Origin of the sequence: Ornithinimicrobium sp. (assembly GCF_035267225.1) — a bacterium.
Classification (GTDB): Bacteria; Actinomycetota; Actinomycetes; order Actinomycetales; family Dermatophilaceae; genus Ornithinicoccus.
In genome coordinates this window covers 1-25,282 of record NZ_DATFMA010000031.1, presented here as the reverse complement: position 1 = coordinate 25,282, position 25,282 = coordinate 1, and the positions used below count along the sequence as shown (strand labels likewise).

At 70.9% G+C, this 25,282-nt stretch carries 25 protein-coding genes and 1 tRNA gene; 18 read left to right on the top strand and 8 right to left on the bottom strand.

What is annotated here, in order from left to right:
- Positions 1-3: 3 nt before the first annotated feature.
- From VJ976_RS01940 to VJ976_RS01930, 3 genes are read left to right on the top strand one after another with little or no spacing between them, the layout of a single operon-like run.
- On the top strand, positions 4-531 hold the full coding sequence (locus VJ976_RS01940; RefSeq protein ID WP_324098373.1) for a LytR C-terminal domain-containing protein: 528 nt from the start codon (positions 4-6) through the stop codon (positions 529-531).
- Positions 524-1,474: an ABC transporter substrate-binding protein gene (locus VJ976_RS01935; RefSeq protein WP_324098371.1), complete on the top strand. Its 951-nt coding sequence runs from the start codon at positions 524-526 to the stop codon at positions 1,472-1,474. Before VJ976_RS01940 ends, VJ976_RS01935 begins: the two co-directional genes overlap by 8 nt.
- A gap of 10 nt (positions 1,475-1,484) precedes the next feature.
- On the top strand, positions 1,485-1,997 hold the full coding sequence (locus tag VJ976_RS01930; protein ID WP_324098370.1) for an SRPBCC family protein: 513 nt from the start codon (positions 1,485-1,487) through the stop codon (positions 1,995-1,997).
- Positions 1,998-2,004: 7 nt separating this feature from the next.
- On the opposite strand, the gene VJ976_RS01925 is transcribed toward VJ976_RS01930, so the two are convergent.
- From VJ976_RS01925 to VJ976_RS01915, 3 genes are all read right to left on the bottom strand, one after another.
- A complete protein-coding gene (locus VJ976_RS01925; RefSeq protein ID WP_324098368.1) occupies positions 2,005-3,855 on the bottom strand; it encodes a glycoside hydrolase family 15 protein in 1,851 nt (616 codons plus the stop codon).
- An 89-nt stretch (positions 3,856-3,944) separates the two neighbouring features.
- Positions 3,945-4,031: transfer RNA gene (locus tag VJ976_RS01920), tRNA-Ser, on the bottom strand.
- Between the two features lie 10 nt (positions 4,032-4,041).
- Positions 4,042-4,485, bottom strand: coding sequence for a nucleoside deaminase (locus VJ976_RS01915; RefSeq protein ID WP_324098412.1), 444 nt, complete (start codon positions 4,483-4,485; stop codon positions 4,042-4,044).
- A 91-nt stretch (positions 4,486-4,576) separates the two neighbouring features.
- Between VJ976_RS01915 and upp the strand changes: the two genes are divergently transcribed.
- From upp to VJ976_RS01895, 4 genes are all read left to right on the top strand, one after another.
- Positions 4,577-5,215 carry a uracil phosphoribosyltransferase gene (gene upp / locus VJ976_RS01910; RefSeq protein WP_324098366.1) on the top strand — a complete coding sequence of 213 codons (639 nt, stop codon included), beginning with the start codon at positions 4,577-4,579 and terminating at the stop codon, positions 5,213-5,215.
- A gap of 6 nt (positions 5,216-5,221) precedes the next feature.
- A complete protein-coding gene (locus tag VJ976_RS01905; protein ID WP_324098364.1) occupies positions 5,222-6,394 on the top strand; it encodes an aminotransferase class I/II-fold pyridoxal phosphate-dependent enzyme in 1,173 nt (390 codons plus the stop codon).
- Between the two features lie 64 nt (positions 6,395-6,458).
- Positions 6,459-6,626 (top strand): hypothetical protein, encoded by a 168-nt coding sequence (locus VJ976_RS01900; RefSeq protein ID WP_324098362.1) that lies wholly within the window; start codon positions 6,459-6,461, stop codon positions 6,624-6,626.
- Between the two features lie 2 nt (positions 6,627-6,628).
- Positions 6,629-7,591, top strand: a complete 963-nt coding sequence (locus VJ976_RS01895; protein WP_324098360.1) for a PH domain-containing protein — start codon at positions 6,629-6,631, stop codon at positions 7,589-7,591.
- A 62-nt stretch (positions 7,592-7,653) separates the two neighbouring features.
- Here the strand turns inward: VJ976_RS01895 and VJ976_RS01890 are convergent, their stop codons facing one another.
- Positions 7,654-8,271: a hypothetical protein gene (locus tag VJ976_RS01890; protein WP_324098358.1), complete on the bottom strand. Its 618-nt coding sequence runs from the start codon at positions 8,269-8,271 to the stop codon at positions 7,654-7,656.
- Positions 8,272-8,361: 90 nt separating this feature from the next.
- On the opposite strand from VJ976_RS01890, the gene def reads away from it, so the two are divergent.
- On the top strand, positions 8,362-8,931 hold the full coding sequence (def, locus tag VJ976_RS01885) for a peptide deformylase (protein ID WP_324098356.1): 570 nt from the start codon (positions 8,362-8,364) through the stop codon (positions 8,929-8,931).
- Positions 8,932-8,952: 21 nt separating this feature from the next.
- On the opposite strand, the gene VJ976_RS01880 is transcribed toward def, so the two are convergent.
- The 3 genes from VJ976_RS01880 to VJ976_RS01870 form a co-directional block, all read right to left on the bottom strand.
- Positions 8,953-9,468: a hypothetical protein gene (locus VJ976_RS01880; RefSeq protein WP_324098354.1), complete on the bottom strand. Its 516-nt coding sequence runs from the start codon at positions 9,466-9,468 to the stop codon at positions 8,953-8,955.
- Positions 9,465-10,112, bottom strand: coding sequence for a sigma-70 family RNA polymerase sigma factor (locus tag VJ976_RS01875; protein ID WP_324098352.1), 648 nt, complete (start codon positions 10,110-10,112; stop codon positions 9,465-9,467). Before VJ976_RS01875 ends, VJ976_RS01880 begins: the two co-directional genes overlap by 4 nt.
- Positions 10,113-10,236: 124 nt before the next feature.
- Complete coding sequence (locus VJ976_RS01870) at positions 10,237-11,658, bottom strand: sugar porter family MFS transporter (protein ID WP_324098350.1); 1,422 nt, start codon at positions 11,656-11,658, stop codon at positions 10,237-10,239.
- Between the two features lie 192 nt (positions 11,659-11,850).
- Here VJ976_RS01870 and VJ976_RS01865 point away from each other — a divergent pair, with 192 nt between their 5' ends.
- From VJ976_RS01865 to VJ976_RS01845, 5 genes are all read left to right on the top strand, one after another.
- The gene (locus VJ976_RS01865; RefSeq protein WP_324098348.1) at positions 11,851-13,047 is read left to right on the top strand and encodes a pyridoxal phosphate-dependent aminotransferase; all 1,197 of its coding nucleotides are present in this window, start codon (positions 11,851-11,853) and stop codon (positions 13,045-13,047) included.
- Positions 13,044-14,006 (top strand): D-glycerate dehydrogenase, encoded by a 963-nt coding sequence (locus VJ976_RS01860; RefSeq protein ID WP_324098346.1) that lies wholly within the window; start codon positions 13,044-13,046, stop codon positions 14,004-14,006. The genes VJ976_RS01865 and VJ976_RS01860 overlap by 4 nt, the downstream gene beginning before the upstream one ends.
- A 33-nt stretch (positions 14,007-14,039) precedes the next feature.
- A complete protein-coding gene (locus VJ976_RS01855) occupies positions 14,040-15,542 on the top strand; it encodes a S8/S53 family peptidase (RefSeq protein WP_324098344.1) in 1,503 nt (500 codons plus the stop codon).
- A gap of 76 nt (positions 15,543-15,618) precedes the next feature.
- A complete protein-coding gene (locus tag VJ976_RS01850; protein ID WP_324098342.1) occupies positions 15,619-17,205 on the top strand; it encodes a S8/S53 family peptidase in 1,587 nt (528 codons plus the stop codon).
- 101 nt (positions 17,206-17,306) lie between these two features.
- Positions 17,307-19,961 (top strand): CHAT domain-containing protein, encoded by a 2,655-nt coding sequence (locus VJ976_RS01845; RefSeq protein ID WP_324098340.1) that lies wholly within the window; start codon positions 17,307-17,309, stop codon positions 19,959-19,961.
- Positions 19,962-19,994: 33 nt separating this feature from the next.
- On the opposite strand, the gene VJ976_RS01840 is transcribed toward VJ976_RS01845, so the two are convergent.
- Entirely contained in the window at positions 19,995-20,642 is a 648-nt protein-coding gene (locus VJ976_RS01840; protein WP_324098338.1) for a class I SAM-dependent methyltransferase, read from the bottom strand.
- An 85-nt stretch (positions 20,643-20,727) separates the two neighbouring features.
- On the opposite strand from VJ976_RS01840, the gene VJ976_RS01835 reads away from it, so the two are divergent.
- The 5 genes from VJ976_RS01835 to VJ976_RS01815 form a co-directional block, all read left to right on the top strand.
- The gene (locus VJ976_RS01835) at positions 20,728-21,813 is read left to right on the top strand and encodes a radical SAM protein (RefSeq protein ID WP_324098336.1); all 1,086 of its coding nucleotides are present in this window, start codon (positions 20,728-20,730) and stop codon (positions 21,811-21,813) included.
- Entirely contained in the window at positions 21,806-22,717 is a 912-nt protein-coding gene (locus VJ976_RS01830) for an Rv1678 family membrane protein (RefSeq protein WP_324098334.1), read from the top strand. The genes VJ976_RS01835 and VJ976_RS01830 overlap by 8 nt, the downstream gene beginning before the upstream one ends.
- 31 nt (positions 22,718-22,748) lie before the next feature.
- Positions 22,749-23,726: a putative selenate ABC transporter substrate-binding protein gene (locus VJ976_RS01825; RefSeq protein ID WP_324098332.1), complete on the top strand. Its 978-nt coding sequence runs from the start codon at positions 22,749-22,751 to the stop codon at positions 23,724-23,726.
- Entirely contained in the window at positions 23,723-24,469 is a 747-nt protein-coding gene (locus VJ976_RS01820) for a phosphonate ABC transporter ATP-binding protein (RefSeq protein ID WP_324098330.1), read from the top strand. Before VJ976_RS01825 ends, VJ976_RS01820 begins: the two co-directional genes overlap by 4 nt.
- A gap of 10 nt (positions 24,470-24,479) precedes the next feature.
- The coding region (locus VJ976_RS01815) for a PhnE/PtxC family ABC transporter permease (protein WP_324098328.1) at positions 24,480-25,282 on the top strand (803 nt) is incomplete at its 3' end.

Sequence of the window (25,282 nt, the reverse complement as noted above, 5' to 3'; positions counted from 1 at the left end):
GGCATGGCGTATGTGCGGACCGGAGGCATGTCCACGGCCGCACGGCGCAAGCGACGGCGGACCGCCCTGGTGTTGACCGCCCTGACGCTGATGCTGGTGCTGGTCTTCGTGTACGCCGTCGCCTACTACCAGGGCTGGCTCGGTGGCTCGGACACTGCGGCGGACACGGACCAGGTGACCGCGACCGCCCCACCACTGCAGCCCTCCGACGTCCGGGTGAACGTCTACAACGCCAAGGGGGAACCGGGGCTGGCGGGCCGGACCTCCGAGGAGCTCGGGTCACGGGGCTTCGTCATCGACGCGGTCGACAACGACCCTCAGGACGCCTCCATCGAGCACAGTGCCGACATCCGCCACGGCCCCGACGGCCTTGAGGCCGCCGAGCTGATGCAGCAGTCGGTGCCGGGGTCCGAGCTGGTGGCCGACGAGCGGGAGAGCGCCGAGATCGACCTCGTGCTCGGGGACGGCTTCGAGCAGCTGGCGCCGGCCGAGACGGAGCAGACATCCGAACCCGAGGCCACCGATGGCTGAGGCGCAGCGCATCGTCTCGTTGCTGCCCTCGGCCACCGAGATCCTCTTCGCTCTGGGCGCGGGCGAGGACGTGGTCGGCGTGACCTTCGAGTGCGACGAGCCCGCACACGCCCGGCAGCAGGCCACGGTGGTGTCCACCTCCTCGCTGCCGCAGGCGGTCGGCTCCCGCCCCCTGACTCCCGCCGAGATCGACGCCGCCGTCCGGGCCCGGCTGAGCGCCGGCGAGGACCTCTACCATCTGGACCGGGCCGCCCTGGCCGGGCTCGATGCCGATCTGGTGGTCACCCAGGACCTGTGCGCTGTCTGCGCCGTCGACGTCTCGGAGGTCCACGAGGCCCTGGCCTACCTGGGCTGCGACGCCGAGGTGCTGACCACCGACCCCCATCGCCTGCACGAGGTGCTGGACAGCATCATCCAGATCGGGGCCCGATGCGGACGGGAGCCGGCGGCGCAGGCTCTGGTGGCCTCGCTGTCCGCGCGGCTGTCGCGCCTTGCCGGGGCCCCCGCCGTCGACGCTCCGGCGGTCGCGGTCCTGGAGTGGACCGACCCGCCCTTCGCCCCCGGGCACTGGGTGCCGGAGATGGTAGGCGTGGCCGGCGGTCGCAGCGTGCTGGGAGCCGCGGGTGAGCGGTCGGTGCCGACCACCTGGGAGCAGGTCACGCGCGCCGAGCCGGACATCGTCGTGGTGGCACCGTGCGGCTACGACCTGGCCAGCTCCGTGGCCGTGACCACCGGGTTGCTCGACGGCGGTCCTCTCGCCGCAGTGTTGCGTTCGGCCCCGTTCCCACCCGAGGTGTGGGCGGTCGACGCCAACGCGTCCTTCGCCCGGCCCGGGCCCCGCCTCGTGGACGGAGTCGAAGCCCTCGCCGCCATCGTGCAGCCGGCCCGACACGGCCTGCCGGATCCCGCCATTGCCCAGCGCTGCACGGCATCTCGGCTCTAGGATCAGCAGCATGACGGACCTGACGCTTCGGCTGAGCCGGACGATCGACGCCGCTCCCGCGGCCGTCTGGGACGTGCTCACCGACCTCACGCGGTCTGCGGAGCGGCTCTCTGGGGTGGAGTCGGTGCAGATCATGACCCCGGGGCCGTACGCGGTGGGCACCCGCTGGCGCCAGACCCGGTCGTTCTTCGGCCGCTCCTCCACCGAGGAGATGTGGGTGCGCCAGAACCACCCCCTGCGCTACACGGTCATCGAGTCGGGGGAGGGCGAGGCCACCTTCCGCACCGTCTGGCAGCTGGAGCCGATCGAGAGCCTCGACGATGACGGTCGCTGCCCCACCACCAGCCTGACGGTGACGTTCACGGCGACCGCCGGCACCTCGGCGCTGGGCCGGGCGGCCAGCGCCGTTCTCGGACCGGTCGGCCTGCGGGCCACCCGCCGGGCTCTGCACCGGGACCTGGACGACATCGCGGCCGCCGCGCAGGACTACCCTCGCCAAGAGAGCCATCCCGAAGGCGCTTGAGCCGCGCTCAGTCTGAGCTGCCCTCCTCGGCGGCCTCGCGGCCCGCGTCCTGCTGCTCGCTCCCGTACGTCTCGCCGACGACATCGTGCAGGACCGCTGCCGCCTGAACCAGGCCCAGGTGCGAGAAGGCCTGCGGAAAGTTGCCCATCTGTCGCCCGGCTTCCACGTCGTACTCCTCGGCGAGGAGCCCGACGTCGTTGCGCAGCGCCAGCAGGCGATCGAACAGCTCGACCGCCTGCTTGGTGCGGCCCATCAGCGCGTAGGCCGTCACGAGCCAGAAGCAGCAGATGAGGAACGGGTGCTCATCACCCGCCAACCCGTCGTCGCCGGCGGTGGCGCGGTAGCGCAGGACGAGCCCGTCGCGGAGCAGGTCGCGCTCAATCCGGTCCACCGTGCCAACGAACCGGGGGTCGTCGGCCTCGATGAAGCCCACGGTCGGCAGCAACAGCAGGGAGGCGTCGACCTCTTCGGTCTCGTAGTGCTGGACGAAGGAGTTGATCTCCTCGTTGAAGCCATAGGTCATCACCTCCTCGCGCACCCGGTCGCGCAGCTCGGCCCAGTACTCCTCCGGACCCTCCAGCCCGTGGTCGCGGATCGCCGCGAGGCCCCGGTCCAGCGCCACCCAGATCATCACCCGGGAGTGGGTGAAGTAGTGCGCGTCGCCTCGCATCTCCCACAGGCCCCGGTCCTTCTCGCGCCAGTCCTCGGCCAGTCCCTCCAGGAGCAGGCGCTGGAGCTCCCAGGAGTCGTCGAACTCCTCGACCCCCTCCTTCCGCAGCATCTCCAGCGCGTTCATCAGCTCGCCCAGGACGTCGCTCTGGCGCTGTCCGACGGCGGCGTTGCCCACGCGCACGGGCGTCGACCCCTCGTACCCCGGCAGGTGGTCGAGCTCACGCTCGCTCATCTCGCGCGAGCCGTCGACGGTGTACATGATCTGCAGCTCGGACGGGTCGCCGGCCGCCGCCCGCAGCAGCCAGTCCCGCCACAGCGCGGAGCGCTTGCTGAAGCCCCAGCTGAGCAGCGCCTCGACAGTGAGGGCGGCGTCACGCAACCAGCAGAACCGGTAGTCCCAGTTGCGCTCGCCGCCGAGGTCCTCCGGCAGGGAGGTCGTCGGCGCCGCCACGATGCCTCCGGTCTCGGCGTGGGTCAGCGTGCGAAGCACCAGCAGCGAGCGGGTGATGGCGTCGGCGTAATTGCCGCCGGGCCGGCAGTCCTCGAGCCAGTCTCGTGACTCGTCGATGGCCTGCTCGATGAAGTCCTCGATGTGCAGCGGCTCCGGGATGGGCGTGTACGACGGGCTCCACGCCATGCAGAAGACGTGCGTCTCCCCTTCCCCGACGTCGAACTCGTCGACGTGCCGCTCGTCGTTCGGCGCCGGCAGGCGCGGCCCACGCAGCACGAAGCGGTCAGGCCCAGCCACAGCCACGAGGGCGTGCTTCCCTCCGTAGTCGCTGTCGTCGGCCACGTGGCGCACCCAGGGGACCGTCTTGCCGTAGCCCAGGCGCACGATCCACTCGTGGCGCATGTTGACCGTGCCCTCCAGACCCTCGATCCGTCGGATCAGGTCGGCCCGGTTGTCCTCCGCCGGCATGACGTCGGTGACGCGCACCCGGCCGGACGCCGTGGTGTGGATGGTCTGCAGTACGACGGTGCCCTCGACGTAGGAGCGGGTGGTCTCGGTGACCTCGGTCGGCGCCAGGAGCCAGCGGCCGTGGCTGTCGTCGCCCAACAGGGCGGCGAAGCAGGCCGGGGAGTCGAAGTTCGGCAGACACATCCAGTCCACCGAACCGGCGCGGGAGATCAGGGCCGCAGTGTGCCGGTCCCCCACGAGGGCATAGTCCTCGATCGGCTTCGACATAGGGCCAAACTAGGCCATGGCGCCCGATCGCGCCTGCGAATCGCGGACCGCCCTCACCGGGTTCCTCCGGCAAGGGCGGTCCACTGCGGCGGTGGCGGTGGGATTTGAACCCACGGAGGAGTCGCCCCCTCACGCGCTTTCGAGGCGCGCTCCTTAGGCCGCTCGGACACGCCACCGCTGGAGAGGCTACCGGAGGCGCCGGGGGTGGAAAAACTCCGTCAGCACCGCTGCACACTCTGCCTCCAGCACTCCGGCCACGATCTCAGGGCGGTGCAGGCTGGACCGGTCCCGTGGCAGGTCCCACACCGACCCGCAGGCACCGGCCTTGTCGTCGAAGGCGCCGAAGACGACGCGGTCCACCCGGGCCGCAACCGCCGCCCCGGCACACATCACACACGGCTCCAGGGTCACCACCAGGGTGCATCCCTCCAACCGCCAGGCTCGCCGCGCGGCCCCCGCCTCTCGCAGGGCGAGCACCTCGGCGTGACCGGTCGGGTCGGCGTCCCGCTCGCGCCGGTTGTGTCCTCGACCGAGCCGCTCTCCGGTCTCGTCGACCACCACGGCTCCCACGGGCACGTCGGCGCTGGCACTGCTGCTGCCGGCCGCCGCCTGGGCCAGCGCCTGGCGCATCCACCCGGCGAACACGCCGGAGGACCAGCGCCCGCGCTCACCTCGCTCCGCTGCCGGCTCGCCCTCCACGCTCACGGGGTAAGTTTCCCGTATGCGCGTCCACGTCGCCGACCATCCGTTGATCGCCCACAAGCTGACGTACCTGCGCGACCAGCGCACCGACACCCCGACGTTCCGCCGTCTCACCGACGAGCTGGTGATGCTGCTGGCCTACGAGGCCACCCGGGAGGTGCGTACCGCCTCCTTCGACATCGAGACGCCGGTGACCGCCACCACGGGCGTACGCCTGGCCACCCCCAAGCCCATGGTCGTGCCGATCCTGCGCGCCGGCCTGGGCATGCTCGACGGGATGATGCGGATGGTGCCGACCGCCGAGGTCGGCTTCCTGGGCATGGTTCGCAACGAGGAGACCCTGGAGGCCCATACCTACGCGAACCGGCTCCCCGAGGACCTGGACCAGCGCCAGTGCTACCTGCTGGACCCCATGCTGGCCACCGGAGGCACCCTGGCCGCGGCCATCCACTACCTCGTGGAACGCGGCGCCGACGACATCACCGCGGTCACGCTGCTCTCGGCCCCCGAGGGTATCGAGACCCTGCGTGAGCGGGTGGCCGGCATCGAGCCACCGGTGCGGCTGGTGACCGGCGCGATCGACGAGCGCCTCAACGAGCAGGGCTACATCGTGCCCGGTCTCGGTGACGCCGGAGACCGCCTGTACGGCGTGGTCTGAACCGGCATGCCGCCGCGCCGACGCGGGCCGAGCCACCGCAGCGCCATCGAGCCCTTCCACGTGATGGAGGTGCTCAAGGAGGCAGGAACGCGTCAACGCACCCACGGTGACCTGCTGCTGATGTGCGTGGGCCAGCCCTCCACCCCGGCCCCGCGGGCCGTGCGGGAGGCCGCGGTCACCGCTCTGGAGAGCCATACGCTGGGCTACACCGACGCCACCGGCCTTCCCGAGCTGCGCGAGGTCATCGCCGGCCACCACCGCCAGTGGTACGGCCTGGAGGTGACGGGTGAGGACGTCATGGTCATGACCGGCTCCTCCGGAGTCTTCTCCACGCTCTTCCTCGCCGCGTTCGAGGCCGGCGACACGGTGGCCATGGCCCGGCCCGGCTACCCGGCCTACCGCAACAGCCTCTCGGCCCTGGGATGCCGGGTGCTCGAGCTCGACTGCGGGCCGGGCACGGGCTACCAGCCGACCGTGGCCATGCTGGAGGCGCTGAGCGAGCCTCCGGCCGGACTCATCGTGGCCAGCCCGGCCAACCCGACGGGGACGGTGATCGCCGCCGAGGAGCTGGCCGCGATCGCGCGCTGGTGCGAAGAGCACGGATGCCTGCTCATCAGCGACGAGATCTACCACGGCATCACCTACGGGACGTCGGCGACCAGCGCGTGGCAGACCTCCCGGGCGGCGGTCGTCGTGGGATCGGTGAGCAAGTACTTCTCGATGACGGGATGGCGGCTGGGTTGGGCGCTGGTCCCGCCGCACCTGCGACGCTCGATGGAGGTGCTCGCCCAGAACCTCACGATCTGCCCTCCGGCGGTGTCCCAGCACGCGGCCATGGCGGCCTTCGGCCAGGACGCGCGGCCCGAGCTGGAGGGCCACGTGCGCCGGTACGCCGAGAACCGGGACGTGCTCACCGCGGCGCTTCCCACGCTGGGGCTCGGGCCGGCGCTGGTGCCGGACGGCGCGTTCTACGTATGGGCCGACATCGGCCATCTGACGCAGGACTCGGTGGCCTGGTGCCAGGGGGTCCTGGCCGAGACCGGGGTGGCCCTGACCCCGGGTGTGGACTTCGACGTCGCCGCTGGCCACAGGACGGTCCGGCTCAGCTTCTCCGTCAGCACTGAGGAGGTGACCGAGGCGGTACGGCGGCTCTCGGCTTCGGCGTGGCTATCCGGCTAGGGCGCAGCAGGGCTGCGATGATGACGCTGTTCTATGACGTACCCACCGCACCGAGGAGCCCACGATGCCGCCGACGATCAAGAAGATCATCTTGTGGCTCCTCTTCGGGTTCCTGATCTACGCCATCATCACCAGTCCGGACCGCGCGGCTGACATCGTCTCGGCCTTCTGGGACATCATCGCTGACGGCTTCCGCAACATCGGGCGGTTCTTCGAAGAGCTCATGAGGTAGTCATGCTCGGCTTCTCCGCCACCGCCGAGTCCGGCGTCAAGGTCAGCAGCCGCATTCTCGAGCGCTACGTGCTGCGGGGGGAGCAGGTCGAGGTCGCGACTCGGCAGCACTGGGCCCGGTTGGGCGAGCCGGCCGCCACGGTCGTGATCGGGTTCTTCATCGTCGCGTGGACCTCCTCCGGGCTGGAGCGGGCGTTCGGCGAGTTCGGGCTGTACCTGTGGTGGGTGTGGTTCGGTCTCATCTTCCGGCTGATGTGGAAGATGCTGGAGTGGCGCAACGAATGGTTCGTCGCGACCGACAAGCGCCTACTGCTGACCTACGGGTTGTTCACCCACAAGGTGGCGATGATGCCGCTGGGCAAGGTCACCGACCTCAACTACGGACGGTCCGTCGTCGGCCGCTTCCTCGGCTACGGCACCTTCACCCTGGAGTCGGCCGGCCAGGACCAAGCCCTGCGCCAGATCAACTGGCTCCCCGACCCGGACCAGACCTACCGGCGCATCTGCGACATCATCTTCGGCCCCCAGGGTCACGACAGCGACGACTCGCTGGCCCATTCCGGGCAGCGACGTCGCCCCCCTGCCCCGGAGCCACCCCGTGCCCGATTCCCTTCCCGGCGCATCGCGGCGGACTCGGAACGGCAGGAGGAGCGTCGCGACGGCGAGGACGACGACGCCTGGATCACCGACAGCCAGCGGGCCGCACAACAGGGCCCCGCCTCACACGGGGCGCACGGCCGGTCGCCCGAGCCGGAGGCGGACGACTCCGCCGACGCCGCTCAGGACGGGGACGCGAGCTGGCAGACCTCGCCCGAGAGCGCCTCGCACTTCCACAGCGTCTCCGATGCGGAGGCCGAGCCGGAGCACGACCATCCCGACGCGTCGGACGACGACACCGACGACACCGACGACACCGACGACACCGACGACGACATCACGGGGCCGGTGCCACGCCCGCGCTCCTGACCCTCGGCCGGGGCTGCTGCGCCAGCGGCGGGCGGGCGGTCACCTCGCCCGCCGGCGGACGCTCAGCTCACGTCGAGTGCGTACCGGTCTCCGTCGGGCGTGAAGCCGATCCGGGGGTAGTAGGCCTCCTTGGTCTCCGGTGCCGTCACCACCCGTGAGTAGCCGCGGCGCGAGAAGATCTCCGAACGCCGGAACACGAACTCCCCGGGGGTGGAGTCGCGGTAACGGAGGGTGACCCAGTCGAGCACGATCTGCGCGACCCCCGGCTCGGCATCCTCGATGACCACCACCCCGACGGCCTCGTCGCCGTGCACGATGAGAAAGGCCGACTGGTGGGCCTGGACCTCGGTGAAGCCGGGGAAGCTCCGGTGGATGTCCTCGGAGTGGACGCTCAGCAGATGCTGCAGATAGCGGTCGTCCGGATCGACCTCGAGGACGGTGTAGACCGTCGGGTCGTGCCGCGTGCGCAGCATGGTGACCAGGTAGAACACGTTGATCAGACTCAGCACCACGTTGAGCCCCACCATCGGCCAGACCTCGATGACCACGTTGTAGAAGGCGAGGATCAGGCTCCCGGCCAGGTTGATCAGGCGTAGCCGCAGGATGCGCGTCTGCAGCAGGGAGATGACCAGGACGACCGAGCCGGTCCACCCGAGGACTTCGAGCCAGTTGATCTGCATGGCGCCGACAGTAGCGCTGCATCGCGGGCAGTCGCAGCCGTTGCCGGGTCAGTAGACTCGTCCCGCTTCCACGTCGAGAAAGGCAGGCCAGTGGCGGTACGCGAGATCACGGTGATCGGTCACCGGGCCCTGCACCAACCCACCAGGAAGGTGCGCGAGATCACCGACGAGGTGCGCACCCTGGTGCGCGACATGTTCGACACCATGGCGGCGGCCGACGGTGTCGGCCTGGCCGCCAACCAGGTCGGTGCGCGGCTGCGCCTGTTCGTCTACGACTGTCCGGGGCCCGACGACGCGCGCTACCGCGGCGTGGTCGTCAACCCCGTGCTGGAGCGCCTGGGCGCCCCCGCCCCTCTCGACGAGGAGACCGACGGCGAGGGCTGCCTGTCCGTTCCCGGCGAGTACTTCCCTCTGGCGCGCTTCCCCCGGGCGAGGGTCGTCGGGACCGATCTCGACGGCAATCCCGTGGACCTCGTCGGTGAGGACCTCTTCGCGCGCTGCCTGCAGCACGAGACCGAGCACCTGGACGGGACGCTCTACGTCGACCGTCTGACCGGGCCGTGGAAGCGAGCCTCGCGCGAGGCGGTCAAGGACCGCGGGTGGGCCGCCGACGGCATCACGCGCTGGGACCCGGCCACGGTCAAGGCCGAGGACGTCTGAGGCCCTCCCGCTCCGGACGGGTCACAGGTCGATCGTCGGGGTCATCGTGGGGGCGGAGTCCTTCTGAGCCGTGGGCCACACGATGAAGTGCGCCGGCCCCCGCGGCACCTGGGTGAAGACGCAGCGCCCGTTCTCGTCGCAGACCTGGCTGCGCTCCACGTCGGGTGCCTCCCCCGACGTGCGCACCTGCACGACCGCGCCCCCCACGCTGACCCAGCAGTCGATCCGGACTCCTGGGTCGTCCGTGGTGTCCGCGGCCGCGGCCTCGGCGGAGACGCTCACCATGAGACTGAGCCGACTGCCACTGAAGCTGATGCTGTCGAAGCGGTCTCCGGACTCGGAGCGCACCTGCGCCGCGGGCATCCGCATCAGCTCGGCCACCTCGGCTTCCAGCAGACGGACGGTCATCGAGTACTTGATGTCGTCCACCAGCGTCGCCGGCACCGGGTCGAGGCGCCGATAGACCTCACGCAGCTCGGTCAGGATCTGGGCGTCGCTGTCGTCCAACGGCCCGGGCTCGCCACGGTGCTCGGTCATGTCAGTACTCCATCCCACTCGGGGTCCCCGGCCAAGCCGGTCCGCAAGGTCTTGAGGCATCGCCCGCGCGTGGGGCCGATGCTGCCGACGGGCATCTTGAGGCTGTCGGCGATGGTCGCGTAGTCCGGCCGGTCGGCGAAGGCGATGACGCGCAGCAGGTGCTGGCAGCGCTCCGACAGCTGGCGCACGTGACGCCAGAGCACGCGCTGCCGCTCCCCGAGCAGCGCCCAGGTCTCCGGGCCCGGCTCGGTATCCACCACCTCGGCCCGACCCTCCAGGTCGGCGCTGTCGCGGGCAGCAACCTTGGCCTGGCGCCACGACTCTCGCCGCACGGTGGTGACCATCCAGGACAGCACCGCCCGAGGCTCACCGATGCTCTCGAGATGGTCCAGCAGCTTGAGCCACGCGGTCTGCACCACATCCTCGGCCGCTGGGGCGGACAGCCCCTGGCCTCGGGCGGTGTGCCAGAGCAACGGAGTGAGGAGGTCCACCAGGACGCCGATCTGCTGGGTCTGCCCGTCCCGGTAGGCGGTGAACGCGGCGGCCGCCCGATCGGTCAGCGTCCGCGGACCTTCGTCCGAGGACTCAGCGTCCCCGGAGGAGGCGCCGGCAGGCTCCTCGGACTGGTGCGGTGGTGGTCCCATCACCGGCTCCCCTCGCGACTCGATATGCCTGACCCTGTGGGTCACGGCTGCTCGTGCCTGAGAGCACCGACCGGCGGGCGTGATACATCCCGCTGGAAAGAGCAGAGTCCGCGGCCCCGGGGGGCTACATGTCCTCCAGCTCGCGGCCCTTGGTCTCCGGCACGAACTTGAGCACGAACAACAGGGACAGCACCGCGAACGTGGTGTAGAACCCGTAGGCGAAGCCGAGCCCGATGTCCGCGAACCGTGGGAACGATGTCGAGATGGCGAAGTTCGCCAGCCACTGGGCGGCGGCCGCGACACCGAGCGCCGTGCCGCGGATCTTGTTGTTGAACATCTCACCGAGCAGCACCCACACCCCCGGGCCCCACGACATCCCGAAGAACACCACGAACAGGTTGGCCGCGAGCAGAGCGATGACGCCGTTGGTGTCGGTGAGCACCGGCTCGAGCACGCCTTGGGCGTTCTCGACCGTCCGCGCGGTGGCGAAGATGTAGGCCAGGGTGCCCAGCGTGATGGCCATGCCGGTGGAGCCGATCATCAACAACCGCCGACGGCCGATCTTGTCGATCAGCATGATGGCCACGATGGTCACCGCGATGTTGGTGATCGAGGTGATCACCGTCTGCGTGAGCGCGTCCTCCTCGGTGAAGCCGACCGACTGCCACAGCGTCGAGGAGTAGTAGAAGATGACGTTGATCCCCACGAACTGCTGGAACACCGACAGCGCGATCCCGATCCACACGATCGGCAGCAGGTTGCCGCCCCCCGGCTTGACCAGGTCCTTGACCGAGGAGCGCCGGTCCAGCTGGACGGTGCGGTGGATCTCCTTGATGCGGCTGTCGATCCCACCCTTCATCACGGTGCGCAGCACCTTCCGGGCACCGTCCTCGTCGCCCCGCGCCACCATGTACCGGGGGGACTCGGGGATGGTCAGCGCCAGGGCGCCGTAGGCCACGGCCGGGACGACCTCGGCGATGAACATCCAGCGCCACGCGGTCAGGCCCCACAGCGGCTCGCCCGACCCGCCGGCGATGCCGGCGAGCATGAAGTCCGAGAGCAGGGCGATGAAGATGCCGCTGACGATGGCCAGCTGCTGCAGGGAGCCGAGCCGACCGCGGATTGCCGCCGGGGAGATCTCGGCGATGTAGGCCGGGGCGATCACCGACGCCGCGCCGACACCGAGCCCGCCGACCACACGCCAGAGGATCAGGTCCCACTCGGAGAAGGCCAGCCCCGAGCCGACGGCACTGGCCAGGAAGAGTATGGCGGCCACGACCATGGTCCGGGTGCGCCCTATCCGGTCGGCCAAGCGTCCCGCGAGGTAGGCGCCGGCCACGCATCCCAACAAGGCGGACGAGACCACGAAGCCCAGGAGGCCGGCGCCGATCTGGAAGTCGGTCTCGATGGCCCCCACCGCACCGTTGATGACCGCCGTGTCGAAGCCGAACAGCAGGCCCCCGAGGGCGGCGACCGTCGACAGATGGATGGCCTTGCCCAGGTAGTAACCCTGGTCCTGCTCGGATCCCGCGGTTTGCTGCGACATAGGTTCCTCCTCGGTGGCGACGCTGCCCTGGGGTCGCGCGCGAGAGGCGTGCCCGACCTGCCCGACAAGTATGCCGCTGACCGGGCAAAGATCAAGCGTTCCGGCCCTCGTCTTACGCCTCTTCCAGGGTTTAGGGTGTGCCGCAGGCCGGCGCCGGAAGCCGGCCTTCCCGCGTTCAGCAAGGAGTGAGCAATGGCGCTCGCGCAGCGACTGTCCCGACTGGGGACGGAGACGGCCTTCGCGGTGGCCTTGGCCGCCGCCGACTGGAAGTCGAAGGGGAACAGCGTCTACCCGTTTCACCTCGGAGACATCAACATCCCCACCGCACCGCACATCATCGAGGCGATGAACCGCGCCATCGCGGACGGCAGGACGGGCTACTGCCCCGGCGCCGGGATCCCCGAGCTGCGTGCGGCCCTGGCCGACGACATCGGCTCCCGTCGCGACATGAGCATCGACCCCGCGCAGGTCGTGGTGATGACCGGTGGCAAGCCCGTGATCACCAAGTTCCTCCAAGCCGTCATGGACCCCGGCCGCAGCGTGCTCTATCCCAACCCAGGCTTCCCGATCTACGAGTCGCAGATCGAGTACCTCGGCGGTGAGCCGGCGCCCTACCGGTACGTTCCGGCCGAGCACGGCTTCGCCATCGACCTGGACCATCTGCGCTCCCAGATCACCGACGCCACGGTCGCGATCATCTACAACGACCTGCAGAACCCGATCTCGGCGGAGTCGACCGCGGCTGAACGCGAAGCGATCGCCCGGATCGCCATCGAGCACGACCTGTGGGTGCTCTCCGACGAGGCCTACTTCGAGATGCGCTACGAGGGCACCTCGCAGTCCATCGCTGCGCTGCCCGGGATGGCGGAGCGGACCGTCATCCTCTACACCTTCAGCAAGAAGTTCGCGATGACCGGCTCCCGCCTGGGCTGCGCCGTGGCCCCGCCCGAGGTCGCGACGGTGATGTCCACGATGAACACCAACGACGAGTCCTGCACCACGCACTACGTGCAGTGGGCGGGCATCACCGCGCTCGAAGGCACCCAGCAGCCGGTCGCCGACATGCTTGACACGCTGCGCGAACGGCGGGACATCGCCTGCGCGCTGGTCAACGACACCCCCGGGATGTCCGTGGCCGTGCCCCGGTCGACCTTCTACCTCTTCCCCGACGTCACCGAGGCTCTGCCACGGGTGGGGGCGTCCGACGTCAGCGAGTTCGCCGAGATGGCCTTGCACGAGACGGGCGTGAGCTTCTGCACCCGGCGTCACTTCGGCCGGCCGCAGCCGGGCGAGCAGCGTGACTACATCCGACTCGCCTACTCCGGCATCGACGGCGACCAGATCACCGAAGGCTTGACCAAGCTGCAGCACTGGGTGGCGTCGGCGTGAGCAAGGTGGTCGTCACCGGCCGGGTGCCCGAACCCGCCGTCGAGTCGCTCCGGGCCGAGCACGAGGTGTGGATGCACGAGGACATCACCCCGATCTCCCGCGAGGCGTTGCTGGAGGCGGTGGCCGGAGCGGACGCGATCCTTTCGCTGCTCACCGAGAAGATCGACGCCGAGGTGCTCGACGCCGCGGGCAGCCAGCTACAGATCCTCGCCAACGTCGCGGTGGGGTACAACAACGTCGACGTTCCGGCCTGTGCCGAGCGGGGCGTCGTGGTGACCAACACCCCGGGGGTGCTCACGGAGGCCACGGCAGACATCGCCTTCGGCCTCATCCTCATGACCACCCGGCGGCTCGGCGAAGGCGAGCGGGTCATCCGCAGCCAGACCCCGTGGGCGTGGGGGATGTTCTACCTGCTGGGGTCGGGGTTGCAGGGCAAGACCCTGGGCGTCATCGGCCTGGGTGGCATCGGCGTCGCGACGGCGCGACGGGCGCGGGCGTTCGGGATGCGCATCGCCTACGCTTCCCGCTCGGAGTGCCCAGCAGAGCTGGCCGAGGAGCTGCAGGCCACCCGGATGGACACCGACGAGCTGCTGGCTCATGCCGATGTCGTCTCCCTGCACTGCCCGTACAGCGAGGCGACCCATCACCTGATCGGGGCTGAGCAGCTCGCGCGGATGAAGGACACGGCGTACCTGGTCAACACCGCCCGCGGCCCCATCGTCGACGAGGCCGCGCTGGTGAAGGCACTACGCGACGGCCAGATCGCCGGAGCCGGGCTCGATGTGTTCGAGAAGGAGCCCGCCGTGCACGAGGGTCTGCTGGAGCTGGACAACGTCGCGCTCGTGCCGCACCTGGGCTCGGCCACGGTCGAGACCCGCACCGCCATGGCTCAGCTCGCCGCCGACAACGCCCTCGCCGTGCTGGGGGGTCGCGATCCTCTGACGCAGGTGCAACCCTAGACCCATCACGGTCAGCCTGGGGAAGGAGGCACGATGGCCCGCTTGCCCGGGACAGCGCGGCCCGTCCCCGTGCCACGGCTGCCGATGCAGGACGCCCGGCGCTTCGGCGCCCGGGTGCTGGACCGCCCGACGCTGCCGGCGACGGACCGCGAGCCGGCCACGCAGGCCACCGCCTACGTCGGGCACTGTCTGCTCGTCAGCGGACGGCCCCAAGGCAGGCGTCCCGAGGTGGTCCGGCGGCTTCGCACCAGTGCGACCGCCGGCGGGCTCCATCTCGCCCTCGACGAACGCCTCGACGAGGTCGCCGAGCGGCTCGCCCAGCTCCACCCCGTGGCACGCGACATCGTGGACCGGCTCTGGGTGAGCACCGTGCGCCTGGTCCCGGACGAGCCGAGCGTGGCGTCGACGGCTCGGCCGGTGGACGCGTGGCCGGTCCTGCGCAGCCTGCGCTCGGAAGGGCTGAGCGCCGCCGACGTGCGGCTGGACCACCCGACCTTCGCCTGTCCGGGCCCGGGTGGGGCACTGGCCGCCGGCGCCGCGGGTCGGCGACCGGTGTCGATGATCCTGCCCGATCCTGCGAGCACCAGCCGGCGGAACAGGCGGCGAGGCCGGCGACCGGTGGTGGTCGTCCCCGACACCGGGATCGGCTCGCACCCCTGGTTTCGCGAGGAGTCCGAGGTCACCAGCACGGTGGAGGTGGCAGGCGTGCGCCTCGGCCTGGGAGGGCCGATGGACGTGGGCCGCCCCGAGCCGCGCAACCCCCTGGACGGGACGGTGGCGGCCTACGCCGGCCACGGGACCTTCATCGCGGGCATCGTGCGCCAGCAGTGCCCACGAGCGCGGATCGAGGGCATTGCGGTCATGGACGACGACGGCGGCGTCAACGAACGCATGCTGCTCAACACGCTGGTCGCGCTGCTCGTACGCCAAGCGGTGGCGGTCACCACCGGTGCCGCTGCGGACATGATCGACGTCATCTCCTTGTCGTTGGGGTACTACCACGAGGAGCCCGGCGACGAGCAGACCGACCCCGTCCTGGCCGGTATTCTGCGAGAGCTCGGCGAGTGGGGGGTCATCGTCGTGGCCTCGGCCGGGAACGACGGGACCACCGCACCCTTCCACCCCGCCTCGTTCGCAGGGCAGGCGGTCGGTCTGCGCCCCGACGCCGTGCCGCTGCTCAGCGTGGGCGCGCTGAACCCGAACGGCACGGTCGCGCACTTCAGCAACGCGGGCACGTGGGTCAGCTGCGAGCGTCTCGGGGTGGAGGTGGTCAGCACCCTGCCGGTCACCCTGGAGGGCACCGACGAGCCGATCGAGCGCGGCGAGCACCGCGGCGAGGCGCGCAGCGCGCTCGACCCGGACGACTTCTCCGGCGGCTTCGGCACCTGGAGCGGGACATCGTTCGCCGCGCCGCTCCTGGCCGGTCAGCTGCTCGCCCACCTGGCCCGGAGCCGCAGCCTCGGCTCCGCCGACCGCGCCACGGCCGTCAGGCGAGGGTGGGCGGCCGTACGGCGAGAGGTCCCCGACCTGAGCTGACCACGTATCACCGCGCGGTGCTTCGGCTCTTCCACGGTAGGCACCGCAGCTGCGTACACGCGAGAAAGGCACGCTCATGCCCGATGAACCCGTGGGTGACCGACCCGAGTGGACACCCGTCCCGATCCTTCCCCCTGCCGTGGTCGAGCGCTTCACCGTACGGGTGCTCGACCCGGTCACCGCGGTTCCACTGGCCTCCGGCGCCGCGCCGCGTCCCACCGCCTACGTCGGCAATCGCATGCTGGTGCAGGGGCTCCCCGGCCAGGCGAGGCGGGAGCTGGTCGAGCGTGTCAACGACGTGCTCGCCGGCGAAGGGATCGAGCTCGTGGTCGACGGCTCCGACGACGAGGTCGGCCTGGCCCTGGGCGGCGATGACGAGGCGGCACGCGAACTGGTGCAGCGGCACTGGGTCACCTCGGGTCGCCTGGTGCGCACCAGCACCGCGCAGGCCGCCGACCCGGTGGACGCCTGGCCCGTGCTGCAACGCCTGCGCGCCGCAGGGATCACGGAGGAGCAGTTGGCGCTGGAGCACGTCCTGGTGGCGTGCCCCGACTGGGGCGGCACCGGGTACTGGGCGGGCACCGGGTACTGGGCCGGCACCGGGTACTGGGCCGGCACCGGGTACTGGGCGGGCACCGGTCGCAGCGAGTACGCCAGGCCCGGCGGCGGTGGTCGTGGGCCGGCGGCCCTCTCTCTGCCGGACCCAGCCCTGCGGGAGCCGAAACCGCGGCGCGCTCCGTTAGTCATCGTGCCCGACACCGGGCTGGGTAGGCACCACTGGTTTCCGGCCGGGGGCTCGGCGACGAGCGAGGTGCGCGTCAACGGGCAGCTGCTGGGACTGGACGGCGAGTTCGACGGCCCCCCGTCGGCCCCATCCAACCCGCTCGAAGGCTCGCTCGACCCCTACAGCGGACACGGGACCTTCATTGCCGGCCTGGTGCGCCAGCAGTGCCCGGCCGCCCGCATCGAGGCGGTGCCGGTCATGGACGGAGACGGCGTCGTGGGCGAGGTCCTGATGCGCAACACCCTGACGGCGCTGCTCGCGCGTCAGCAGTCGTCCCTGAACGCCGGGCGCCCCGCTGACCTCGCGGACGTGCTGTGCCTGTGCTCGGGCTACTACCCCGAGGACCCGGACGACCAGCTCATGACCAGCACGTTCCGCTCGCTGCTGCAGGACTTCGGCGCGCTCGGAGTGGCCGTCGTCGCTGCCGCCGGCAACGACTCCACGGTGGCCCCGTTCTTTCCGGCGGCCTTCGCCGCGCAGAGCACGGGCTTCGACGCCTCCGTCGTCCCCCTGGCCAGCGTCGGTGCCACCAACCCCAACCGGACGGCCATCGCATACTTCAGCAACGCCGGCCCCTGGGTGTCCACCTACCGTCTGGGCGCCAACCTGGTCAGCACCCTGCCCGAAGACCTCGACGGCGACCTGCAACCGTCGCTGCGGATGGACTACGAAGGCCAGGAGCGCGCCACGATCGACCCTGACGACTTCTCCGGGGGTTTCGGCACCTGGAGCGGGACATCGTTCGCCGCGCCGGTGTTGGCGGGCGCACTGGCACAGCGAATCCTGGACGACCCGCAGGTGAGCGAGCCCGGCCTCGAGCCTGCTCTCGAGCGAGGGTGGGCCGCGCTCAGCTCCGAGATTCCTGGCTGGAAGCGCTGACCCGAGCTCCACTGCCTCCGGTCGCCTCACCGAAGGGGAGCCCCATCGTCGGGCCGAGCCGCTCAGCGCCCGGGGCGACCAGGGTATGCCAGGCTGACGCCATGGCCGCGCCGCCCTGGTCCTCTCGGCAGGAGGGCACGCCACGCGGTCCTGCCGCGCCACCGCGTGCGGTAGCCCAGAAGGCGCAGCCCGACCTGGACCTGGGCGAGAAGCTGCTGGAGCGTGCGCGGCTGGCCGTCAACGATCTCAACATCGAGGCCGCGAAGGCCTCGTTGGCGCAAGGACGGCGGGCTTTGCTCGACGCCGACGCCCACGCCGACGCCGACGCCGGACCGGGCTGGGGGCGGGCTCGTCGTCTCGACCTCGGCCTGCGACTGACCTCAGCGTGGGTGCTCTTCGACGAGGTCTCGCTGACCGCGGCCACGGACCTGCTGAGACAGGTGCGCGAGGAGAGCGCGGCGGAGGGGCACGGAGACCTGGTGGCCCTGTGCGACATGCAGCTGGGCGCGCTCCGGGGCCGCTCCGGGGACCTCACCGGCGCGCTGGAGGCGCTGCGCCAGGCTGAGGAGAGCCGCGGGTCCCTGGCGACGGTGTCCCAGGTGAGACTGCTCATCAATCGGGGTGGTCTTCTGACCCACCTGGGGCAGCTGGAGGCGGCCGTGACCGACCTGGCAGAGGCCGCCTCGCTGGCCGTCGGCGCCGAGCTCCCGAGCCTGGCCTTCATGGCGGTGCACAACCACGGGTGCGCCCAGCACGCCCTGGGTGACTTGCCGGGGGCGCTGCGCCTGATGGAACAGGCGGACGCCATGGACGTCGAGGTGGACCGGGGGATCGCACGCCTGGACCGAGCCCGGGTGATGGTCGAAGCCGGGTTGGTCGATGAGGCACACGAGCTGCTGCTGGGAGCCGCGCAGGAGGTGCAGGCGCACGGCAGTCCACACGACCTAGGAGAGATCGAGCTCGACCTGGCGCGGTGCGAGATCGTGCTCGGCCAGGGCCGCAGCGCCGCGCTCAGGGCCGGGCAGGCCCGCCGCCGGTTCCTGCGTCGGGGTGAACAGGGGTGGCGCCGGATCGCCCAGGTCGTCGAGCTGGAGGCGGCCCGGGCCTATCCCGAAACGGCTTCCGCCCGTGACCGGCTGGGGGCGGCGCTCCAGCGCAGCGCGGAGCGCGCGGGAGACGTCGCGGTGCGTCAGCGTGCCGCTCTGGCGCGAGCCGAAGCCCTGGTCGAGTCGGGTCGGGCCGGCGAGGCACGACCCGTGCTGCAGGATGCTCGCGCGCTGACCCGCACGCCTCACCTCGCCCTGCGGCTGCGCACCCGATACGTCACCGCCCAACTGCACGCCCTGGAGGGCCGGACCTCGGCCGCGGTACGGACGTTGCGACGAGCGGCGGACGACCTGGGGGCCAGCGCCCGGCAGGCCGCCGGGCTCGACCTGCGTACGGCGCTGAGCCTTCATTCCGGGCCGTTGGTGGATCTGGACATGTCGCTGGCTCTGCGCAGCGGATCGCCAGCTCGTGTCCTGGCTCGAACCGAGGTCTGGCGGGACGTGGTGCGGACCATCCCTCCCGTGCGTACGGACCCGGACGCACGCCGGTCGGAGGTGATCGGGCGGTTGCGCCGGGCCCGGGAAGAGCTGCGTCAGGCACCGCCCGGTGAGCCGGACCGACGTGCCCAGCGTGACGTCCTCGCGGCCGAGCGCGCCGTGCGCGAGCTGGACTGGGTCACCGCCGCGGCGGCTGGCAACGGCGCCGAGCACGGGCCCATGTCCGCCCCGGCGATCCGGGACGCGGTCCGTTCCCGTGGGGTGAGCCTGCTGTCCACGCTGACGAACGAGAGCGAGGTGTATGCCGTCCTGGTCCGCCCGGACGGACACGCCTCTCTTCATCGGCTGGGAAGGCTGCATGCGATCACCGCCGACGTCCGGGCCACCCAGGCCGACCTCGCGGCGGACGCTCGGTTGCCCCGGGGCAACCCCCTGGGCTCGATGGTCCGCCGCTCGCTGCGTCAGCACCTCGACACGCTGGACCACACGCTCTTGGCACCGGTGCGAGCGGCAGGCCTGGAAGCGACGCCACTCGTGGTGGTGCCCACGCCCCTGTTGATGCCGCTTCCGTGGGGGATGCTGCCCAGCCGGCTGGCCCGAGCCACCACGGTCGCACGATCAGCGACGCTGTGGGCGCGGCGGCACACCCACCTGCCCCGAGCCCCCGAGGTGACTGCGGTCGCCGGACCCGACGTGCCCCTGGCCGACCGGGAGGTCGCTTCCGTGGTGCGGGCGTGGGGCGTGGGGCGGGCGGTCCCGGCGCAGGAGTCCACCGCGCAGGTCGTGGTCTCGGCTCTGCGCGACCGCGACGTGGTGCACCTGGCCGCCCACGGTGAGCACCACAGCCAGAACCCGCTGTTCTCCAGTCTCCGCCTGTCCGACGGGCCCGTCTTCGCTCACGAGATGGAGGGCCACCGGCTGCGTGCTACCCACGTGGTGCTCTCCGCCTGCGACGCCGGCCGGGTCAGTGTGCGGCGGGGGGAGGAACCGTTGGGGATGACGGCGAGCCTGCTCGCGTTGGGTGTGCCGAGCGTGGTCGCCGCCGGTAGCCCGGTCCCGGACGCCGTGGCCCACCCGGTCATGTCCGACTACCACGCTCGGCTTGCCGCCGGGGTGGACGCCGCGACGGCATTGGCGCAGGCGAGCGCCGAGGGCGACCTGTTGGCGCGTTCATTCACTTCCTACGGGTCGTCATGGGTCAGCCGTGAATAGCATGGTCGGCCAATACGCGAGGAAGCGGCCCGGCTATTCCACTCTGCGCAGAAGCACCGCGGTGAACTGCTGGATCTTTCCCCACGGCGTTTCGTGATCCTCCCCGGCGGTGGAGACGAGCTCGAAGCCCGGAAACTCGGCCGCCAGCTCCTCATGCGTGTACCGCACGATCGGCAGGCCACTACAGGTCAGGGGTCCGTCCGGCCCGAACGTCGCCACCACCGCCCAGCCCTTCGGGGCCAGGGCGTAGCGCAGGCTGGCCAGGTAGTCCTCGCGCTCGTCCGGCTCGGTCAGGAAGTGGTAGACGGCACGGTCGTGCCAGAGGGCGTAGCGCCGGTTGCGCCGCATCTCCAGCACGTCCTCGATGTCCAGCACCACCTCGGACCCGGCCGGGCCCAGCCGGTCGCGGACCACCTGTAACGCGCTGGCAGACAGGTCAACTGCGGTCAGGTCGGTGTAGCCGAGCTCGAGCAGATGATCCACCAGTGTGGACCAGCCGGCGCCGACGTCGATGATGGCCCGGTCGCGCGGGACCTCGGTCTCGTCGACCAGACCCAGCGAGAGGCCCGGCACCGACTGCCACCACGAGACGCCGTCCACGTCGTTGCCCGCGTGCACGTTCTCCCAGAACTCCAGCCTCGCGGCCGCGTCCTCGGGGCGGTCGGTGGCGGTATTGCTCATCTCGCTCGCTCCTGAAAATGAACCGTCATAGTTTTGTCATCGCGTGGCGCGGAGTTCTTCATTTCGCCTCGCCTACACTTTCACAATGACGACTTCGGCGGCACCCTCAGTTCCCGAAGGCCTCGGCGACGTAGCCCGCTTGGTCGACGGTGGTGAGATGGACTGCGGCAGCGGCCTGCTTCTGCTGATCACCCGCGCCATGCGCCGGCTCTCCGAAGGTGAGCTGCTCGGAATCCGCAGCGCGGAGCACAGCGTGACGATCGACCTCCCGGTCTGGGCCGACCTGGTGGGGCATCAGCTGGACGCCGAGGTCGCCGAGTCCGAGAGCGGCCCGTGGTGGTTCGCCGTGCGCAAGAGCGCCAAGGTCTCCACCGTGTTCAGCCTCGGGGAGCGGACGCCGGTGGGGCACCGGCTGTGGGCCTACACCAACTTCAACTGCAACCTCGCCTGCGTCTACTGCTGCGCTGAGTCCTCCCCCAAGGCGGCGGCCCGGCACCTGGACCCGGAGGTGGCGCGGGAGGCGTTCGCCGAGTTCGCCGACTCCGGCGGCAAGGAGCTGTTCCTGACCGGTGGCGAGCCGTTCATGCACCCTCAGCTCGACGAGCTCGTCCGTGCCGGCGAAGGCCTGGAGCGCACGATCCTGACCAACGCCATGATCTTCGGCCGGGGCCGCCGCCGGCAGATGCTCGAGGAGATGGACCGCTCGGTCATCCTCCAGGTCAGCCTGGACTCGGCGACCGCCGATCTGCACGACGCCCAGCGCGGAGCCGGCTCCTGGGCCAAGGCGATGGTCGGGATCGGCCAGGCCCACGAGCTCGGGTTCCGGGTGCGGATCGCCGCCACCCTGTTCGACGAGGACCCCACGGCCGTGGGAGAGCTCCACTCGGCTCTGGACGAGATCGGGATCGACAAGCAGGACCGCGTCATCCGGCCGGTCGCGGCCGAGGGTTTCGCCGACGCCGGGGTGCACGTCTCCATCGACAACCTGGAGCCGGAGCCGACCATCACCGCCGACGGCGCCTGGTGGCACCCGGTCGCGGTCACCAACCCTCATATGCGGATCCACGACGCGCCGTTGCCGTTGTCCGAGGTCTTCGGGGTGGTCCGCGACACCTTGGAGGTCCAGGACGCGGCCTCCCGCACCGGACGCGAGGTGTTCCGCTGTGCCTAGCCCTGCTTCCGCGGTGGGCTGGTTCCTCGCACCCGCTACCGACGACGCCCCCCGGTACCACGCCGTCGGGGCCACGATCCTGCGAATCACCGTGGGCCTCATGTGGCTGTACAACGTGGCCTGGAAGAGGCCTCCCGACTTCGGCGAGGACTCAGGCAGCGGGTTGTACGGGTTCACCGAGCTCGCCGTGGAGCACCCCGTGTTCCCGCCGTACAGCTGGGTGGTCGAGCACATCGTCCTGCCGTTCATCCAGCCCTTCGGGTGGGGGGTTCTGGTCGTCGAGACGGCGCTGGCGGTGCTGCTGCTCACCGGCACGTACGTACGGCTCGCCGCCCTTCTCGGCATCGCGCAGTCCCTGGCCATCGGCCTGTCCGTCGCCTACGCACCGGAGGAGTGGCCCTGGGCCTACTGGCTCATGATCGCCGCGCACATCGCTCTGCTGGTGAGCTCGTCCGGCCGGGTCCTGGCGGTGGACGCGGTCCGCGCGCGGCTCAGCGACGGGCGTGTGCTCGCCACCGTGTGGGCGGGTGCGGCGCTGCTGACCGGGGTGCTGGTCGTCATCGGGTCGTTCGCCGACCCGCTGGCGGCCAGGGGGTACGCCTTCGGGTCGTCCGACCCGTCGGTGAGCCTCGGACGGTACAACGTGCTCGGCGGAGTCATCCTGCTCGTGCTCGCGGTCCTGCTCCTGCTCGCCGCGCGCACGACCTCGGGCGCGCTGGGAACCGTAGCCGTGGTGCTGGGCGTTCTCGCCGGCCTGTCGCTGCACGCACAGCTCGGGTTCACCGACCCGCTGCTCGGCGGCAACGCCACCGCGGCGGCCATGTACTTCTCTCTCGCGCTCGTCGCGGCATACGTCTCGGTCCTCCCGAGCCGAGGGCGCGAGGCGGAGAAGGTCTCAGCCTGACCCGCATACCCGACCCCATCAAGGAGACACGATGAATGCGCCCCGCCCTCGGACCTCCCTGCCCCGGCGATCCTTTCTGATCGGCTCGTCCGGGCTGGTCTTCCTCGCCGCCTGCGGGAGTGACGACAGCTCGGGCAGCTCGGGCAGCTCGGGTGAGGAGGACTCCTCGGGCTCCGACGGGAGCGGGCAGGCCGATGGGCCGATGCCCATCTCCGCCATCCCGGACCAGGACCCGGAGATGCTCAACCGGCTCTACCCCAAGGTCGCCACCCGGATCAGCGAGGCGACCGGAGTCGAGGTCGAGTACCAGCCGGTGACCGACTACACCGCCGTGGTCCGGGCCTTCGAGGTCGGCGATGTCTACCTCGCCTGGATGGGCGGGCTGACCGGGGTTCAGGCCGCCTCCCGGGTCGACGGTGCCCAGGCCATCGCGCAGCGCGACATCGACCCCGAGTTCCACAGCCTCTTCATCGCCAACACGTCCTCGGGGCTCGAGCCCTTCGAGGACGTCGAAGGCCTGCAGGCTCTGGAGGGCCATACGCTCACCTTCGGCAGTGAGACCTCGACCTCGGGACGACTGATGCCGCAGTACTTCATGCAGCAGGGCGGCTTCGACCAGGCGGACCTGAAGGGGGAGCCGGGCTTCTCGGGATCCCACGACGCCACCATCGAGGCGGTCGCCTCGGGCAGCTTCGAGGTCGGCGCCCTCAACGAGCAGGTCTGGAAGGCCACGGAGGAGGCCGGCGAGGTCGACCTGAGCGACGTGGTGGTGCTCTTCCGCACCCCCGCCTACTACGACTACCACTGGCTGGCTCGTCCCGACCTCGACGAGCAGTTCGGCGAGGGCACCACCCAGCAGGTGACCGACCTGCTGCTCGGGCTGGACCCCTCCAACGAGGAGGACAAGCAGATCCTCGACCTCTTCGGGGCGGAGTCCTTCATCGAGACCGAGAACTCGAACTACGACCGGATCAAGGAAGTCGCCGAAGAACAAGGCCTGTTGGCGTGAGCCCAGCGCCACCGGTCGTCCGGCTCGTCGGAGCGGGCCGGCGGTTCGGCGGGCACCGTGCCCTCGCCGACGTCGACCTCACCGTGCGGCAAGGCGAACGGGTGGCGGTGCTGGGCCCCAGTGGCGCGGGCAAGAGCACACTGCTGGCGTTGCTGAACGGAGCGTGGCCCGCCACCTCGGGGGTCGTGGAGGTGCTCGGCGAGGATCTCGGCGCGCTGAGCCACGGCCGACGCCGGCTGGTACAGCGCAGGATCGGCCTGGTCTCCCAGCGCCTCGACCTCATCGACCAGGTGCGAGTGCTGCACAACGTCAACGCGGGGCGGCTGGGCCGCTGGCCCACCTGGCGCGCGCTGATGTCGTTGACCCTGGCGCGCCCGGACGCCGAGGTACGCGATGCCCTGGAGCGGGTGGGGCTGGGCTGGGCGGCCTCGGAACGCACCGAGCGACTGTCCGGTGGGGAACGCCAGCGGGTGGCCATCGCCCGCCTGCTCGTCCAACAGCCCGAGCTCGTGCTGGCCGACGAGCCCGTCTCCAGCCTGGACCCCGGCCGGGCCGAGGAGATCCTCGGCCTGCTGCGGGTGGCCTCGGCCGGGTCCGCTCTCGTGTTGAGCCTGCATCAGCCCGAGCTGGCCCAGGAGCACTGCACGCGGGCCATCGGTCTGCTCGGGGGCGAGATCGTCTTCGACCTTCCGGTCGACCAGCTGGACCCGGCACGGCTGACGGCGCTCTACGCACTGAGCTGACCGCGCCCCGATGACCCAGCAGCTGGAGCGCGACACCGCCTCGGCCGAGCAACGCCGGACCCACGCGCCGCCGGCCCGCGTGTCGGTGGCCACCGTGCGCCGGCGCCGGGTCGTCGCCCTGCTTCTGGTCATCGTGCCGCTGGTGTGGGCCACGCAGCGGGCTGTCAGGGGCGGCACCGGGCTCATCAACGTCAACGGCCTCCGCTTGCTGGACGACCTCATGGCCAGGGCGCTGGCCCCCTCGCTGGACCCCGGCTTCCTTCGCGTGGTCTGGGACGGGGCCGTGATCACGGTGGCCTTCGCCGCGGTGGGCACGCTCGGGGCCCTGGTGGTCGGCTCCGTCGGAGGGCTGGTGCTCAGCGACGTCGCCTGGGGTCACCGCCCTCCGGCCTGGCTGCGGCTCCTGCGCCTGGTGCTGCGCGGCATCCTGGTCGCGGCGCGCTCCATCCACGAGCTGGTCTGGGCGCTGCTGCTGGTGAGCGTGCTCGGGCTGGACCCGCTGGTCGGCGTGCTGGCGATCGCCATCCCCTTCGGTGCCCAGACCGCCAAGGTGTTCGGCGAGACCCTCGACAACGTCCCCGCCGGGCCGCTGCAGGCGCTTCGCAACTCGGGCGCGCGGCCGCTCCCCGCGATGGCCTATGCGCTGCTGCCCGGGGCCACGCCGTTGCTGCTGTCGTACTCCTTCTACCGCTTCGAGTGCGCCATCCGCTCGGCGGTCCTGCTCGGCGTGGTGGGCGTGGGAGGTCTCGGGCAGGAGCTCGTCGTCAGCCTGCAGTCCCGCAACTGGGACGAGGTGTGGACGCTGGTGTTCGC